Annotated in this window: 14 protein-coding genes and 1 pseudogene; 2 read left to right on the top strand and 13 right to left on the bottom strand. The window is 34.5% G+C overall.

Features of this window, described 5'->3' with window-relative positions; genetic code table 11:
- Positions 1-88 precede the first annotated feature (88 nt).
- Entirely contained in the window at positions 89-754 is a 666-nt protein-coding gene (locus tag ACNQGO_RS11730; RefSeq protein ID WP_417985346.1) for an SCO family protein, read from the bottom strand.
- Positions 755-983: 229 nt separating this feature from the next.
- On the opposite strand from ACNQGO_RS11730, the gene ACNQGO_RS11725 reads away from it, so the two are divergent.
- Entirely contained in the window at positions 984-3,047 is a 2,064-nt protein-coding gene (locus ACNQGO_RS11725) for a M13 family metallopeptidase (protein WP_417985345.1), read from the top strand.
- A gap of 394 nt (positions 3,048-3,441) precedes the next feature.
- Here the strand turns inward: ACNQGO_RS11725 and ACNQGO_RS11720 are convergent, their stop codons facing one another.
- The 11 genes from ACNQGO_RS11720 to ACNQGO_RS11670 form a co-directional block, all read right to left on the bottom strand.
- Positions 3,442-3,921, bottom strand: coding sequence for a hypothetical protein (locus ACNQGO_RS11720; protein WP_417947639.1), 480 nt, complete (start codon positions 3,919-3,921; stop codon positions 3,442-3,444).
- 110 nt (positions 3,922-4,031) lie between these two features.
- Positions 4,032-4,505, bottom strand: a complete 474-nt coding sequence (locus ACNQGO_RS11715; RefSeq protein ID WP_417947638.1) for a hypothetical protein — start codon at positions 4,503-4,505, stop codon at positions 4,032-4,034.
- 4 nt (positions 4,506-4,509) lie between these two features.
- Positions 4,510-4,767 (bottom strand): hypothetical protein, encoded by a 258-nt coding sequence (locus tag ACNQGO_RS11710; RefSeq protein ID WP_417947637.1) that lies wholly within the window; start codon positions 4,765-4,767, stop codon positions 4,510-4,512.
- Positions 4,768-5,115: 348 nt separating this feature from the next.
- Positions 5,116-5,574: a hypothetical protein gene (locus tag ACNQGO_RS11705; RefSeq protein WP_417947636.1), complete on the bottom strand. Its 459-nt coding sequence runs from the start codon at positions 5,572-5,574 to the stop codon at positions 5,116-5,118.
- Between the two features lie 16 nt (positions 5,575-5,590).
- Positions 5,591-6,451, bottom strand: a complete 861-nt coding sequence (locus ACNQGO_RS11700; protein ID WP_417985344.1) for a hypothetical protein — start codon at positions 6,449-6,451, stop codon at positions 5,591-5,593.
- Positions 6,452-6,552: 101 nt separating this feature from the next.
- Positions 6,553-7,347, bottom strand: a complete 795-nt coding sequence (locus tag ACNQGO_RS11695; RefSeq protein ID WP_417985343.1) for a hypothetical protein — start codon at positions 7,345-7,347, stop codon at positions 6,553-6,555.
- A 613-nt stretch (positions 7,348-7,960) separates the two neighbouring features.
- The gene (locus tag ACNQGO_RS11690; protein WP_417968419.1) at positions 7,961-8,890 is read right to left on the bottom strand and encodes a DMT family transporter; all 930 of its coding nucleotides are present in this window, start codon (positions 8,888-8,890) and stop codon (positions 7,961-7,963) included.
- Position 8,891: 1 nt separating this feature from the next.
- Positions 8,892-9,695 carry an SDR family oxidoreductase gene (locus tag ACNQGO_RS11685; protein ID WP_417985342.1) on the bottom strand — a complete coding sequence of 268 codons (804 nt, stop codon included), beginning with the start codon at positions 9,693-9,695 and terminating at the stop codon, positions 8,892-8,894.
- Between the two features lie 10 nt (positions 9,696-9,705).
- Positions 9,706-12,096, bottom strand: a complete 2,391-nt coding sequence (locus tag ACNQGO_RS11680; protein ID WP_417985341.1) for a M28 family peptidase — start codon at positions 12,094-12,096, stop codon at positions 9,706-9,708.
- A gap of 30 nt (positions 12,097-12,126) precedes the next feature.
- Positions 12,127-12,477: a hypothetical protein gene (locus ACNQGO_RS11675; protein ID WP_417985340.1), complete on the bottom strand. Its 351-nt coding sequence runs from the start codon at positions 12,475-12,477 to the stop codon at positions 12,127-12,129.
- A complete protein-coding gene (locus ACNQGO_RS11670) occupies positions 12,474-14,003 on the bottom strand; it encodes a GNAT family N-acetyltransferase (RefSeq protein WP_417985339.1) in 1,530 nt (509 codons plus the stop codon). Before ACNQGO_RS11670 ends, ACNQGO_RS11675 begins: the two co-directional genes overlap by 4 nt.
- Positions 14,004-14,189: 186 nt before the next feature.
- Here ACNQGO_RS11670 and ACNQGO_RS11665 point away from each other — a divergent pair, with 186 nt between their 5' ends.
- The gene (locus ACNQGO_RS11665) at positions 14,190-14,513 is read left to right on the top strand and encodes a single-stranded DNA-binding protein (RefSeq protein WP_417945312.1); all 324 of its coding nucleotides are present in this window, start codon (positions 14,190-14,192) and stop codon (positions 14,511-14,513) included.
- A 111-nt stretch (positions 14,514-14,624) separates the two neighbouring features.
- Here ACNQGO_RS11665 and ACNQGO_RS11660 read toward each other — a convergent pair.
- Positions 14,625-15,104 (bottom strand): annotated as a pseudogene (locus tag ACNQGO_RS11660) (histone deacetylase family protein); the annotation flags it as partial.
- Between the last annotated feature and the right edge of the window lie 118 nt (positions 15,105-15,222).

The raw sequence follows: 15,222 nt of genomic DNA, 5'->3' as shown, positions 1-15,222 counted from the left end.
TTTTGGATGAATTTTAAGAATGGTTAATTGTTTGTTCAGCTGCGATTTTCAATCAGATTGTAAGAGACTTAAAAGTCATTTTAAATTTTTAATTAGTACTTAAAAAAGTAATGTCTTCGATAAGTCGCTTGATATCGTCTTTGTTAGTCCCGTCATAAAAACCACGAACTCTTTTTTTGGTATCGACCAAAACAAAATTTTCGGTATGCACCATATCGTATAATTCACTTGGCTTGCCCAACTTGACAGCCAAGTAGGATTTTCTGGCCAGCGTGTAAATTTCCTTTTTGTCTCCAGTGACTAAATTCCATTTGGTATCATTTACCAGATTTTTTTTGGCGTAAGCCTTCAAAATAGGAACACTATCTGTCTCTGGAAAAACGGTAAAAGACAGCAATTTCACTTTTGGATTATTGGCAAACGCTTTTTGAATATCGGATAGATTGGTTGTCATTTTTGGACAAATTGAACCACAAGTGGTAAAGAAAAAATCTGCAACATATATTTTGCCTTCGTAATCTTTCTGGGTGATGGTTTTCCCGTTTTGATTGGTAAATGAAAAATCAGCAATCGTGTGGTATTTACTGATGTACTGTACGGTGCTATCCACTAATTCTGGGTTTACATCTGCTGGATTGTAAATAGGCAATGTTTTTTTTGGCTTTAAGGCCGAGTAAAATAAAGTTAATATGATTGCTGAAAGAACAATGAAGACGCCAAAAAAGAGACGGTATTTTTTTAGAAAGTCTGACATAGTATTATTTTGATACAAAAATACGAAATCGGGTTTTGATTTTTATTCAAATTAACAGAATCTTAGTGTGCCAAGCTCCTTGAAGTAAATAGCTCGGGATTGTAACATTTAATATTAAACCTTTAAGCAGTTTTTTAGTCTAAAAGGTGATATTCGTAAAAAATAGATTTTAACTAAAATCAAATTATTTATTAATAGCTTTGTTAAGATAACTAAAAAACTAAAAAAAATGAAAAAAACTAGCAACAAGCAATTGCTTTTTGTGATTCCCGCAATTATGGGTTTTGCTGTGAGTCAAGCTCAGAACGCACCTGCAGCAAAAGAACCGGGAATCAATGTAAATTACATGGACAAAAATGTAAAACCCAGTAACGATTTTTTTCGGTATGTAAACGGGACTTGGTTAGACAACACTGCCATTCCAGCTGATAGAACCCGTTGGGGAAGTTTTGATGAACTACGTCAAAGAACAGATGCCGATGCGCTAGCTATTTTAAAAGAAGCAGCTACAAACCCAACTTACAAATCAAATACAGATCAAGGTAAAGCGATCAACTTATACAAGTCGATCCTAGATACTGTTGGCAGAAACAAAATGGGTATTGCGCCGTTGAAACCCTTCCTTAAAAAAATTGATGCAGTTAAGAACGCTAAAGATCTTGAGGCATTATTAATCGAAATGGAGCCAATAGGTGGTATTGGTTTTACGGGTGCTGGCGTTGGTACCGATGCTAAAAACAGTAGCCGAAACGTAATTAATGTAGGTCCAGGTGGAGTAGGTTTACCAGACAGAGATTATTACGTTTCTGAAGATGCTGATTCTAAAGAAAAACGTGCGAAATATGTACTTCACGTTGCTAAAATGCTACAATTTCTTGGTGATAAGCCAGCCGTAGCACAAGCAAATGCTGAGAAAATTTTAGCCCTTGAAATTGCAATGTCTAAACCACGATTAGACAGAGTAGAGCGTAGAGACCGCCGCAAGTCCTACAACCCAATGACTTTGGCTGAGTTGAGTAAATTAACGCCATCAATCAATTGGAATAATTATTTTACTAAAATTGGTTTAACCAAAGTTGATACTGTAATTGTATCACAACCTAAATACATGACGGCTCTTGAAACTATTTTGAAAGAAAACAAAGTAGACGAGTGGAAAGCTTACATGCGTTGGAGTTTATTGAACAGAGCATCAAGCCAATTGTCTACAGATATTGAAAACGCAAATTTTGAGTTTTACGGAAAAACCTTAACGGGTGCGGTAAGCCAAAGACCTTGTGACGAAAGAGCACTTCAAACGATCAATGGAACGGTTGGAGAAGCTTTAGGAAAATTATACGTAGAGAAAAAATTTCCGGCTGAGGCCAAAGCCAAAGCAGAAAAAATGATCAAAAATATCTTTTTAGCTTTCGAAAATAGAATTAACAATTTGTCTTGGATGTCTGCTGAAACTAAGGTAAGTGCATTGGCTAAATTGAACAAATCCAGAATAAAAATTGGGTATCCTGACAAGTGGAAAGACTATTCTGCCTTGACAATCAAAAGTCCACAAGAAGGAGGAAGCTATTTTACAAATGCATTGAGCATGGCCAAATGGCGTTTTGAAGAAAATATTGCAGAATTGAACAAACCAGTAGACAAAGAGCGTTGGGGGATGTCGCCACAAACGGTAAATGCCTATTACAACCCATCAAACAATGAGATTGTATTCCCAGCAGCTATCCTACAACCACCTTTTTACAACTATCAAGCTGATGAAGCGGTAAATTATGGCGGAATTGGTGGCGTTATTGGTCACGAAATTTCACACGGTTTTGACGACTCAGGATCGCGTTACAACGCTGACGGAAATTTAGTAGACTGGTGGACTGCCGAAGATTTGAAACAATTTTCTGCATTAACTGGAGCATTAGCTGCACAATACAGCGCTCTTGAGCCAATTCCAGGAACTTTTGTAGATGGTAAATTTACGCTAGGTGAAAACATAGGTGATTTAGGTGGTGTAAATGCTGCTTACGACGGTTTACAATTATACTTGAAAGAAAACGGAAATCCGGGATTGATTGATGGTTATACACCTGAGCAGCGTTTCTTTATTTCTTGGTCAACCATCTGGCGTTCAAAAATGCGTGATGAGGCCTTGAAAAACCAAGTAAAAACAGATCCTCACTCACCAGGAATGTATCGTGCATACGTGCCTTTGCAAAACATCGATACTTTTTATCAAGCTTTTGATATCAAAGAAAATGATGGGATGTTCATTGCACCTGAAAAACGTGTGAGAATCTGGTAATACAGTATTTTGTAAATGTAAAACCCATTCGTTTAAGGCGAATGGGTTTTTTTATGGCGTAAAATCAAATTTTACTGTGTTGAAGGATGTTGTTTTTTAGGAGCAGCACTTTTTTGCTCACTTCACAATTCGTCCCGCTGTGCGCTGTATTCCCGATAAATAAAAACTACGGCTAAAAAGCCTTGTTTTTCTAAATCAGGAGATGCCGCTTCCATCGGGGCTAAGTGAACACTTTTTATTTTCCTAATAAAAAAGAAGCAATAATGCTGTTTTAATGAACCGAGTTGCAAACGCTATGACTTGTTTTTATATGGTAAGTAAGCGCCTGTTGTAAACGAGCGCTAGTTGGATTGCATAGGTTTATGGGAAAAACGATTTACATCAATACATTTCATTATTCTGACACCGGACAAACATTCATCGAATTAACTTCATATAACAGAACATCGCCTTTTTTCTTTTCGGTAAAATCAATAATATAAAATACTTTCAACTGTGTAAACAATTGACATATAATGTCATTCTGCTCATATTTTTTAAAAAAATTTATTCCAATGATTTGTTTTTTATTTTTTTTTAAAAATGATTTGTTTACTTTCCTCACTTCAGAGACAATATTTGCTTCTTTTTTTTTCCAATTTTTAAACTTTGGGTGTTCAAAGTAAAGCCCGAACTTTCCGGGTATAATAAAATTGTAAGCCCTCTCATCAAAATTAGTTGGTTGAACTCTAGTCTCAATAGCGTATTTTTTTTCGTTGATTTTTCCTTTGAATTCAATATATATACTGTCGGACTCTTTGAGAGAATTATAATTTTGACTGTGAATTGATATGGATAATAAATAGACTGTGATAGTAAGTAGAAAGTTTTTCATAATCTTTAATTTTTATCAAGCCAAGTGATCCCTATGTTGATATAGTTCGGAATAAAATATAATGCATCATACGCAGTCAATGTTTTGCTTTAGTAACAATAGCACTAATTTTACTCTCCCATCATATATGAACTTGATATTGATACTTCATAAATAGGAATTTGTCCATTTTTCTCCTCTGATCTGTCAATTATGTATATTACTTTACATTTTTCAAACGCTTCATAATAGCTCTTGAAAACGCCATATTTTTTAAAAAAATTTACTGAAATTATCCTTTTCTTGTTTTTCTTTAAATACGATTTTTTGATAAATCTAAAATCTGATTTGTTACCTATTTCTCTTCTTGTAGTTGAGGGGTACTCACTTACATTAAATTGTAAATATTCATCCTTGTTTTTTTCTTTAAATTGTATAATGTACCATCTTTTAAACCCCGGATTATCTGTAGGTAGAACGGTCTTAATTTGCGTAGCGCTTTCTTTGAAGTCTACATATATTGTATCTAAGTTTTTGATTAAAGAAATGTTTTGGGAATAAGTAATACCAAAAACGAACAAAAGTAGTATGTATATGTTTTTCATATTTCTATCTATCTAATTCTATTTTTCCTGCGTTAATATATTGATTTAAGAGGGATCGTGCATCAGTGTCTTTAGGAAAATCAACTTTAAAACAACTTGTTTCATTTAGTCCACTTAAACTTAAATATTTATAAAATTCTAGCCAATCAAATGGAGTAGAAGTTAATGGATTTGTTTTAGTATACATTGTATACGCTTCCAAAATAGTTCTTTTTGGTTCGGTCGTTACCGAATCTCTTACTTCGCCAAGAACTTTTTGCATTGTAGGTATCATTTTGCCGTACATAAAATCGTGTTGAGCCCCAAGCTGGCGCGGGCGTCCCGCTCGTGAACACAATTTATATCGCTACATACTTCAAAAGAAAGCTAAATACTAGCACAAACCTCAATACTATTATTTATTAAGAATTATCACGAGCGGGACGCTCGCTCTAGCAGGGGTCTAACTTTTATGTGGGCAGTTCAACGAGACGGATTTTTAAAATAGTTTGAAAGAGACTTTCTCGGTTCAAGATATTTTGTGTATTCCCTACTGATCTGGTTTTAGTTTATTTTAACAAATAATCATTTTTAAAGCAGTTTTAGAAATACTCTAAAACTGCTTTAATACTTACTCTCCCATACGATAAGAACTCGACATTAAAACTCTATACAAAGAAATTTTGTCTTTTTTTCGTTGATCACAATCAATGATGTAAATTACACTATTTACAGAAAAAGCGTCGTATGTGCTTTTTTTAATACCGTATTTTTGAAAAAAATCTATTCCAACAATATCGTTTTTGTGCTTCTTAAGAAATGATTTCTTTTCGATTCTAGGCGAATATTTTTTGGCCGTCTCTGTTGAATTATCTTTAAAATCAGGTTTAGTAAAATATAAAGAACCTTCGTCTTGAATTTTATTAAGCGTAATTGTATAAAAACGATAATCTGCCGAACCCTGTTTCGTCTGATTAACAGATTTTTTAAACTTTACGTAAACAGTATCAAGTTTTTTGATATACTCAATATCTTGTGCATAACTATGAGAATAGCAAAAAAATATAATTAAAAAGGTTAATTTTTTCATGTTATTATACTTTAAGTTAGCGATCTAATTCATTTTTACCAGCATCAATATAATTTTGGTGTAACCTAAGAGCATCTGAGGGGTTAGGAAGATCTTGCTTAAAACCGCTTGTGTCATTCAATCCGCTTAAGCTTAAATTCTTATAAAAATCTAGCCAATTAAAACTAGTAGAGGTCAGCGGATTTGTTGTCGGATGCATTGTATACGCTTCCAAGATAGTTCTTTTTGGTTCGGTAGTTACCAAATCTCTTATTTCCCCTAAAACTTTTTGCATTGTAGGTATCATTTTATTATACATGAAATTATGCTGTTCATTAGCTGTAGGATATTTATTATTTAATGTTTCAACAAAAGTAAACCCCACAGCAGGATTAGCAGCTTTTGAAAAAAGATAAGCATGAATGCATTCATGCAATATTGTTTTTGCATTTTCAATATTGGTTTGGGATTTTGTTGTTCCAGCAATGAGTATTTGTTTGCTAATTTTTATCGTCAAATTTTTGTTAACAGGATCTTCACTTGTAGTGGCGTTAACTTCTGGTTTAGAGGTGTCATTGTCTTCATATACTCGATCGGCTATCTCAAATTTAACGTTTATTCGGCTATTGTCTCCATCAAATAGGTCAATAAAAAGTTTTTTAAACTCGGGTGAAGTTTTTAATGCATCATATAATTTATTAAACTTTTTACCTTCATCGGTAGCGTCAGTTATTGTTGATTTATCAATATTAAATGGTGATTTAAAAGAGGCCTCTACATCAAAATTGCTATCAGGGTTTTCAAACTTAGCTTTCCTTAATGAGTTAGCAATTACAGCACTTTCAATTGACCAATTATTATCAATTTGATATTGTATTGTTGCATCAAAGAAAATCATGTTTTGGGCATCATTTCTAAAAAACAATATTTCAGTTCCATCTAAAGCAGTCCAAACATTAACTGTATTCCAGAGATTAACATAATCAGCATCATTTATATCTAAGTGTTAAGTGTATTGGGAGTAAAAACAAAGTCAGTGTACGATCCTCCCCCTGTATTATTATTGTCCGTATTAGGATAGTTTATAGGAGTAGTTGATGTCTGAAATCCACCACCACAACTAACTTGAGCTATTCCGATATAATAGCAGACTCCTTGTGGGCATTTTAAACCGTCGCAAGCGCCTGGGCAACTACCATCACATCGAATCTCAGTATAAAATTGAAAACATTCAGCAGCAGTTTTTTGGGTTTTATTAGGTACTTTTAGTTGGCTAGTAATTTTTTCTATTGTCTCAAAAGGCCTATTTTTAATATTGGGGTTAAGATTCTTTTTTAGTAGAAATACCGATGTAGTCCAACTATCGTTAACTTTATGATAAACAAGATTATAAAATTCATTTGGTTCATTTTTCTTAAACAAAGGGTATATTCTAAAAGTATAAGTTGCCTTTTGATTTTTGCTTATTAATTTTCTAATGGCAATTGTGTCAATATAAAATTCAGAAAGTTCATTAATTGATTTACTATAAATATTTTTATTATTATGAATTGCTAAAGCTGTTTTAAAATGTAGCGTACCTGTTTCAGTTGCGAATTGTTTAAAACTAATTTCGCCTTTGTCGGATCCATTATGCGCCTCATTGCTTTTTAGTACTTGTTCATCTACTTGACAGTTAGTACATGATAGTACTAGAATTACAAGCGCAATAAATTTACGTATAAAACCTTGAGTTCTGTGGTTTGCTGGTTGCTGGTTGTTGGTTGTTGGTTGTTGGTTGTTGGTTTGTTTCATAAATTTAAAATTAATGCTATTTTTCTTAGTAGCGAGCCAAAAATATAAAATTTAAATCATATAAGAAATACCCGTTTTTAGTGATTTTTTAAAATCTCCCAATTGTTCAGATATGTATTTCATACAGCTATTAGCGTGGAATAACATGCACTGCCCACTATAATAAGTTACTCAAACAAATCTAAACTTCTTCATTTAAAATAAGTTGAAAGTTTCAAATTATTAATCTTTTTTTTCAAAAAAAGCTATACTCTTTTTTATAGAATATAGTTTTTGGACTTATTTTGTATGCTACACATTGGGGCACGGAATGCACACGCGGGTCAGCAAACTGATGAAGTAATGCCCACGCTATTTAAAAAGGGAAATTAACGTATTTCAGGGATTTAGGTTTCTCTATTTGGTCGTTCCAGATGTAAATGGTGCACAGCTATTATGGTAATGAAAACCAATACGCTCTTTACTAGCCCTGATGGGAGTGGAAATCCTCCTGTGCCAGTCCAGAAACTTCGGGATGGCACAGGAGATTGGAGCGTACAGCAGGACGATATAGCTTGTGAGAAAAAAAGTCTGCTTCTAAATTTAGCACATGAGTTGAAAATATTTGATCCTTTTACTCCTTAGTGCGTGCTTTTCGTAAAGAGTAATTAACCAAGTACAATCCAAATAAGGTGACTCCGCCACCAATGGCTATAGCAGCATTTAATGTTTCGCCAAAGATTGCGGCACCAAGTAAAACCGCAATAATGGGATTAATATACGCATAAACACTACTAATTTCGGCAGGAAGATTTTGCAGTGCATAAATAAAGGCAATAAAAGTAAGTACAGAACCAAAAACAACTAAATACGCTATCGACCACCAAGAAATTGCGGGAATAGCAGTTAAACTTACCGAAGTTCCTGTTGCTCCATTATAGGCAAAAAGTAAAATACTGGATATAAACATTTGTAATCCCAAACTAAAATAGGGATTAAAACTAGCCGCTTTTTTCTTGGTGTATAAGGAACCAAATGCCCACGTTAGTGTGGCTATTAAGGATAAAATAATTCCGAATCTAAAATCAGGAATCATGAAATCACTCAAATGATCGTAAAAAATCACGCATATACCTCCAAAACTCACAATCAAACCCATAACCGTTAATCGCGCCAATCGCTCTCCTCTAAAAAAAGTAATAATAACGATCCACAAAGGAACAATAGCTCCAATGATAGCTCCTAAGCCACTACTGATGTATTTTACGCCCCAAGTACTAAGCCCGTTGCTTAAAACAAAATTAACGATACTTAAAATGAATATGGTTTTCCATTGTTTGCCTTTGGGCCAAGGCGTTTTTTTGAATAAGAAAAAGGCAATATAAATAAAACCACCAATGAATTGTCTAATGGCTGCCAGTTGTAGAGCAGGCATGTGTTTTACGCCCTCCTTTGAAGCAATCCAGGTAGTTCCCCAAAAAAAACTAATCCAGCACAAAGCCAAAATAGGCAGTCCAATTGCACTAATTCTTGACGAAATGGCATTTTTAATTTTAGTTCTCACATTACAAATTTGGTTGTGTAAAAGTATACTTTAAAACGGTTTCTAGATAATCGCTTAAAATTATTTTTCGATTAGAATTGCTACCAGTGGTGAATTTGGGTAAGGCCAAATTCAATTCGACAGCCTTTTGAGTGTAATATTCCGCTCTAGTGGGATGATACGGTGTAACTGCATTTAAAGTTTCGCCCCAAACCTGTTGTGACAAAATAGCGTTTATTATTCCTATGCAGTCTTCTTGATGAATTAAGTTTATGGGCGCATTAGGATTTTCTAGATTTTCGCGACCTGCTAGGAATTTTACGGGATGACGATCCTCGCCAATTAGCCCACCAAATCGAAGTATTGTCGTTTTAAAATTGATATTGCTTTGCAATAGTTGTTCCGTTTCCAGTAATTGTTTGCCGCTTTCAGTAGCAGGTTTGGCAATTGTCTCTTCAGTAACAAATGCATCGACATCATTATAAACTGAGGTTGAACTGATGAAAAGCACTTTTTGAACAGCTGATTTTTCTATAAACGGAATGATATTTTTAATCTTAGAAACAAAGTTTTCCGTTTCTGAGCCACGAAGTTTTGGTGGTACATCGATAATTAGAATCTCAGAATCTGCGAGAAATTCAGTTAGGTTTCCGATGGTTTTATTTTCTGAAAGTACAATTAAAAAAGGTTCAATTCCTGCATTTTCTAATACCGCTATTTTCTCTATAGAAGTAGTCGATCCGGAGACTAAATACTCATTTTTCACTAAGGCTTTCGCCAAAGGCAAGCCCAACCAACCACAACCTAAAATGCTAATTTTTGTCATTATGTGTTTGTTATTCGGTTTTTAAGCTGTCAGCTATTGTCGTTTTTTGGAATTTTTGAACTTGGTTTGGTATCCATTTTTCTATTACTGGAACAACAACAGGACTTGCTTTTATTTTTTGTCTAATAACAACTGCATCGTTCAATACAAAAGGAGTTGGCATCATCCAGTTTTCTCTTTTTTCTATTTTAAACAAGGGATTTGTCATCAAATCGAATGAACTTTCCATTAATTCCATATCCAAAACGGTAGCAATATTGATGTTAAATTGTATTTCTAAAGGAGCATTATTCACCACATAATAACTCACTATTTTTTTGCCCTTGCGTTCATACAAAGAATTTTTTTGGCCTAATGTAGTCGCACCATTAGCAATAAAATCGTGGATAGCCATTTTTTCATTGGCAAAAATATCATATCTATTTACGGTTCTATTTGGGGTAATTCTTATTTTCAAATATCTTTTATTTCCTTCTACACGATCTTCAAGGAATGCTATAGTTGGTGTTGCAAGATTTTTTTTCGAGGCCGGGGTTGCATAGGTAAATCCAGAATTGTATTTACTAAACAGTGGATATTCATTTAAATCCGCAGCATCTTTTGGATTTTCACCTAGGTAACCTTTAGTCCACGAATCGAGATTTTTGTCATAGGTAGCCCAATTGGCTTTGCCTGTGTCAGCGTTATAGAGATACAATAAACTGTTGGATTTGGCTTTTCCATACTCATATCCGGATTCTGAATGTGCTTTTGCAAAGAAGCAAATAGCAAATACAAAAAATAGTATAGACCACATTCCCTTTTTGGCGAAAGCCCCAAAAACAGGCAACAATAATCCAAAAGTCAAAACAGTGAGAATCGCACTTCCAAACAGGACTTTTAATCCCAATCCTACTGGAAACATCTGGATAAACGGAACAATGATAATTAAAGCGGGAATGCTACAAATGAGATTTAGGATTTTATTGGATCGTTGGGTTACAATAAAAACACCAAAAATAAATAGGGCTAAGAAAACGGGAATAATTAAAAATCCTGCTCCTTGCAAACGAAAAGCAATAGCTCCATTAATCAGTATCCACAAAAACAATGGTGCTACATAGTGATTCATAGTAACTTTCTTTGCTGAGAATCGATTGTAAAAAAGAAAACAAATCGCTAAAGAGAGCAATACAAATGCAGCGATGTAAGCGTGTCCATTGTATGTAAATCCATTAAGTAAATCGTTGTATTGCGGATAAACGGCCAATAGTCCTTTCCAACCGAAAAAGGTAAGTGATCCGGCAACTAGTAAGGCTCCTATAAACGGTATGAAACCGCTTAAGATTTCACGAAAAGATAAAATTCGTTTTGCTCTTCCTAAGAACAATAGGAAGATAAACATGACGACCGCAATAATTACCATGGGATAAATCCAACTAAAAGGATAACTGATGAACGTAAAAGGTATGGTGAAATAGATGTAATCTTCGTTAGCTTTAGTAGTACTTAAATCAGCATTTGAGAAATATTTCAATAAAGGCATCAAATAAGAACCTTGATGTGCTAGTGTATTTTTATCTAAATGTTTGCTGTCATCTTGTGCCGTGTGGTAATTGTAATGATCGTCTATAAAAGCAAAATTATAACCTTGAATATTGCCTTGTTCTCTAAAAACAGTCAAGTCAGTATCATTAGGTAGCATTTTATAAATGCTGTACATCAAGGAGTTTGATACTGGAAAAGTGGCATTTGCAGCTGCAAATTCTTTCACTAATCCAGCATTGCCGGCATTGGTTTCCATCAGCATATAACTAGGTCCAGAAGAACCTCGCGCCTCAAAGTTCAGCACTAAACCTACTTCCTTTGCCCACTGATGCTGCGTTACAAAAAGTGCAGCTCCGTTTAATCCTAGTTCTTCAGCATCCGAAAACAGAATGATAATATCGTTTTTATGCGGTGTTTTAGCATATAAAAAAGCCCGAACACTCTCGAGAATAGTCGCTACTCCAGAGCCTGCATCGCTCGCTCCTTTAGAGTAGGAGTGTGGTGCGCTATCATAATGCGAAAGCAGTAGTAAGGCTTTTTCAGTATTAGTTCCTTTTATTCGCGCCAGAATGTTTTTTGATTGCACGAGATTTCCCCAATCGCTCAGCGTATACCCTTGCTGAACTGTAGTCTCTAGGCCTAATTTATTCAGTTCTTTTATAAGATAATCAGCCACTACTTCGTGTTCTTGTGAACCTACATAATGTGGTTTTTTTGAAATAGCTTCCACCTTATTTAAAGCACGTTTGGTAGAAAATTCTGCAGGAGGAACAGCTTCATCTGAAGTCCAATGGGGCATCATAGTAAAGTAAATTAATCCTAAAATTACTAGGATGAATAGGCTTGAAAAAATTGGGGAATAATCTTTTTTCATTTTGGTTGGTTAGTTTTGGGGTTGTGGTATTTAAATGTCTTTTTTGACTAGCATATAGTAATCATTATCTAAAACCATGTAGCCCTGGTCGTAGAGGAAATAATAGGTATTTCCTGTTTTGGTTTTTAAAATATTGGTAAAAAAATCAAAATCAAAACCTTTGCTTAGGAGTTTAGACCGAGTGGTTTTGGACTTTCCTTCTACATTTAGTTCGGATAGAATGCGGTAATTTTTGCGCAACTTGTTGTTGATGTTGCGCATGAAATTAGTACTATCTTTATTTATTTTATTGTTGTAAGCGTTGCGACAGCCGTCACTACAGAATTTTTTGTCCTCACGACCTACAATTTTTTCTCCACATTCTAAACAGGTTTTATTCATGGATTTATTTTTTTGATATCGTACAAATCAGTTCTACGATCTTTAAGGATGCGAACACTTCCGTGCTCATGCAATTCTTTTAGTAAGTCTAAATCGACATCTACAATGAGCGTCATTTCAGTATTTGGAGTGGCTTCGGCTTTGATACCGTTACTAGGAAAAGCAAAATCCGATGGAGTAAACACAGCTGATTGTGCATACTGAATGTCCATATTGTTTACCTTAGGAAGATTTCCCACACAGCCTGCAATAGCCACATAACATTCGTTTTCGATGGCTCTAGCTTGCGCGCAATGTTTCACTCTAGTATAGGCATTTTGAGTATCGGTTAGGAAAGGTACAAATAAAATATTCATGCCTTCATCAGCTAATAATCGAGATAGTTCTGGAAATTCGACGTCATAACAAATCATGATTCCTATTTTTCCACAATCGGTATCAAATGTTTTAATTTGCGATCCACCGGTCATTCCCCAATGTTGCACTTCGTTTGGAGTAACGTGAATTTTAGCATACATTTCTGAAGTTCCATCTCTTTTACACAAGAAACCCACATTGTATAACGTACCATTTTCTAGGAAAGGCATACTTCCTGTAATGATATTGATGTTGTAAGAAATGGCTAATTCCTTAAATCGTTTGTGAATAGGATCTGTATGCCGCGCTAGTTCTCGGATTGCCTCAGCTTCAGATAAATGGTTGTAATCAGCCATAAGCGGCGCAGTGAAAAGCTCTGGAAATAAGGCAAAATCGCATCCGTAACCCGAAACTACATCAATAAAAAACTCGCATTGCTCAAATAAAGCATCTAGATTATTTAATTGACGCATTTGCCACTGGACTAATCCCAATCGAATAACACTTTTTGCGAGGTTAATTAATTTTGGACTTTCGTCGTAATAAATATTATTCCATTCCAATAAAACAGCAAATTCTTTTGAATCCATATCGCCTTCTAAGTAATTTTTCATTACTCGGATGACGTGGAAATCGTTACTCAACTGAAAAGAAAGAACAGAGTCATGCAACTCTTTTCTTTTAACTTTTTCGATATAATTTTTTGGAGTTAGCGCAGCAGAGTGCTTGCCATAATTAGGAATTCTTCCTGCAAAAACAATGGCTTTTAGGTTCAATTGTTCACACAACTCTTTTCGAGCATCATACAATCGGCGGCCTAGTCTCAGTCCACGGTAATTGGGATGAATAAAAATATCAATTCCGTACAAGACATTTCCTTTTTGATTGTGGGTCGAAAAGGTATATTTTCCAGTAATATCAGAGTAATTATGATTTTTATCTACTAAGCTTTCATCAACAATGAGCGATAATGCTGAGCCAACAACTTTTCCATCTACTAAAATTACCAATTGGCCTTCGGGAAAAAGACTCAGTAGTTTTTCGATATGATGTTCTCTCCAGTAAGAACCTACCATTTCAGGATATGACTCTACCATAGAATTTTTAAGCTCTTTGTAGTCGTCAAATTCGAGATTTCGTAACTCTACTTTGTTTATTTTGGCTTGCATAATAATTTGATTTTCAACAAATATAATTATTTTTTAGCCATTTACAAACGGTTACAAATAGTTACAACCGAAAGTAAATAGTTAGTAACCGAATTAAATTTTGAACCTGTCGCATCTTTGCCCTGTTGATTCGAATGAACGATTTAACAAGGTAACTATAAACACTAATATTTAAATTTACACGCCATGAAAAACAGAGTACAATTAATTGGAAGAGTAGGTCAAGATCCAGAAGTAAAAACATTAGAAGGAGGAAAAAAATTAGCCACCGTAAGCATCGCCACAAATGATGTCTATTACAAAGAGAACGGTGATAAAGTGGAGCAAACGGAATGGCACCGCGTTACGGCTTGGGGAAAAACTGCTGATATTATTGAAAAATATGTTGTCAAAGGAAAAGAGATAGGAATAGAAGGCAAGTTAACGCACAGAAGTTACGACGATAAAAACGGTGAAAAGCGCTATGTGACCGAAATTGTTGCAAATGAAGTATTGCTTTTAAGTAAATAATAATGAGATTATAAAGGCACGAAATTCTTCATTAGGAGTTCGTGCTTTTTTTTATTGCACAGCAAGAAGCAGTCGTGAATTTGAGCGCAAGTATCCAAGTATTAAAATAATTTAGAAAATACTTTTTGCAACTCTGTACGTATTGGCATGCGCCTCGATAATTGTTTTGATATTAGGCGAGTACCCACCACCCATAGAAACTTGTACCGGAATTTGATGTTTTGCACAAAGCTTAAAAACCAATTCATCTCTTTTTTTACAACCATCCAGCGAGCAACTTAATTTTCCTAATTTGTCTGAAGCTAAAATATCAACACCTGCTAAATAAAAGATGAAATCAGGTTTTTGTGTTTCGATTAATTTTGGAATTATAGCGCCAATAGTTTTTAGAAACGCATCATCAGTTGTTCCATCATCAAAGGCGATGTCTAAATCAGAAGTTTCTTTTTTGAACGGATAATTGGTTTTGCCATGCGTAGAAAATGTGAACACATTTGGATTGTTTTGAAAAATTTCAGCCGTTCCATTCCCTTGATGCACGTCTAAATCGATGATTATTATTTTTTTAGCCAGTTTATGATTCAATAAAAATGGATCAAGTCTAAAACCTGTGGGGAAATATTAAATTTCGATATTTGTATTTTAAAAATAGATACAAATGCAAGATTCTTTTAGTGAGCTAATCAAATTATTATTACCTGAAATTGTT

The sequence above is a fragment of the Flavobacterium frigidum genome (genome assembly GCF_048286735.1).
Classification (GTDB): Bacteria; Bacteroidota; Bacteroidia; order Flavobacteriales; family Flavobacteriaceae; genus Flavobacterium.
Note: the sequence above shows the minus strand (reverse complement) of the source record. Positions and strands in the feature narration are given on the sequence as shown.

Coding starts and splice junctions, on each gene's coding strand:
- ACNQGO_RS11730 (WP_417985346.1), bottom strand. CDS start 754: ATGTCAGACTTTCTAAAAAAATACCGTCTCTTTTTTGGCGTCTTCATT.
- ACNQGO_RS11725 (WP_417985345.1), top strand. CDS start 984: ATGAAAAAAACTAGCAACAAGCAATTGCTTTTTGTGATTCCCGCAATT.
- ACNQGO_RS11720 (WP_417947639.1), bottom strand. CDS start 3,921: ATGAAAAACTTTCTACTTACTATCACAGTCTATTTATTATCCATATCA.
- ACNQGO_RS11715 (WP_417947638.1), bottom strand. CDS start 4,505: ATGAAAAACATATACATACTACTTTTGTTCGTTTTTGGTATTACTTAT.
- ACNQGO_RS11710 (WP_417947637.1), bottom strand. CDS start 4,767: ATGCAAAAAGTTCTTGGCGAAGTAAGAGATTCGGTAACGACCGAACCA.
- ACNQGO_RS11705 (WP_417947636.1), bottom strand. CDS start 5,574: ATGAAAAAATTAACCTTTTTAATTATATTTTTTTGCTATTCTCATAGT.
- ACNQGO_RS11700 (WP_417985344.1), bottom strand. CDS start 6,451: ATGATTTTCTTTGATGCAACAATACAATATCAAATTGATAATAATTGG.
- ACNQGO_RS11695 (WP_417985343.1), bottom strand. CDS start 7,347: ATGAAACAAACCAACAACCAACAACCAACAACCAACAACCAGCAACCA.
- ACNQGO_RS11685 (WP_417985342.1), bottom strand. CDS start 9,695: ATGACAAAAATTAGCATTTTAGGTTGTGGTTGGTTGGGCTTGCCTTTG.
- ACNQGO_RS11680 (WP_417985341.1), bottom strand. CDS start 12,096: ATGAAAAAAGATTATTCCCCAATTTTTTCAAGCCTATTCATCCTAGTA.
- ACNQGO_RS11675 (WP_417985340.1), bottom strand. CDS start 12,477: ATGAATAAAACCTGTTTAGAATGTGGAGAAAAAATTGTAGGTCGTGAG.
- ACNQGO_RS11670 (WP_417985339.1), bottom strand. CDS start 14,003: ATGCAAGCCAAAATAAACAAAGTAGAGTTACGAAATCTCGAATTTGAC.
- ACNQGO_RS11665 (WP_417945312.1), top strand. CDS start 14,190: ATGAAAAACAGAGTACAATTAATTGGAAGAGTAGGTCAAGATCCAGAA.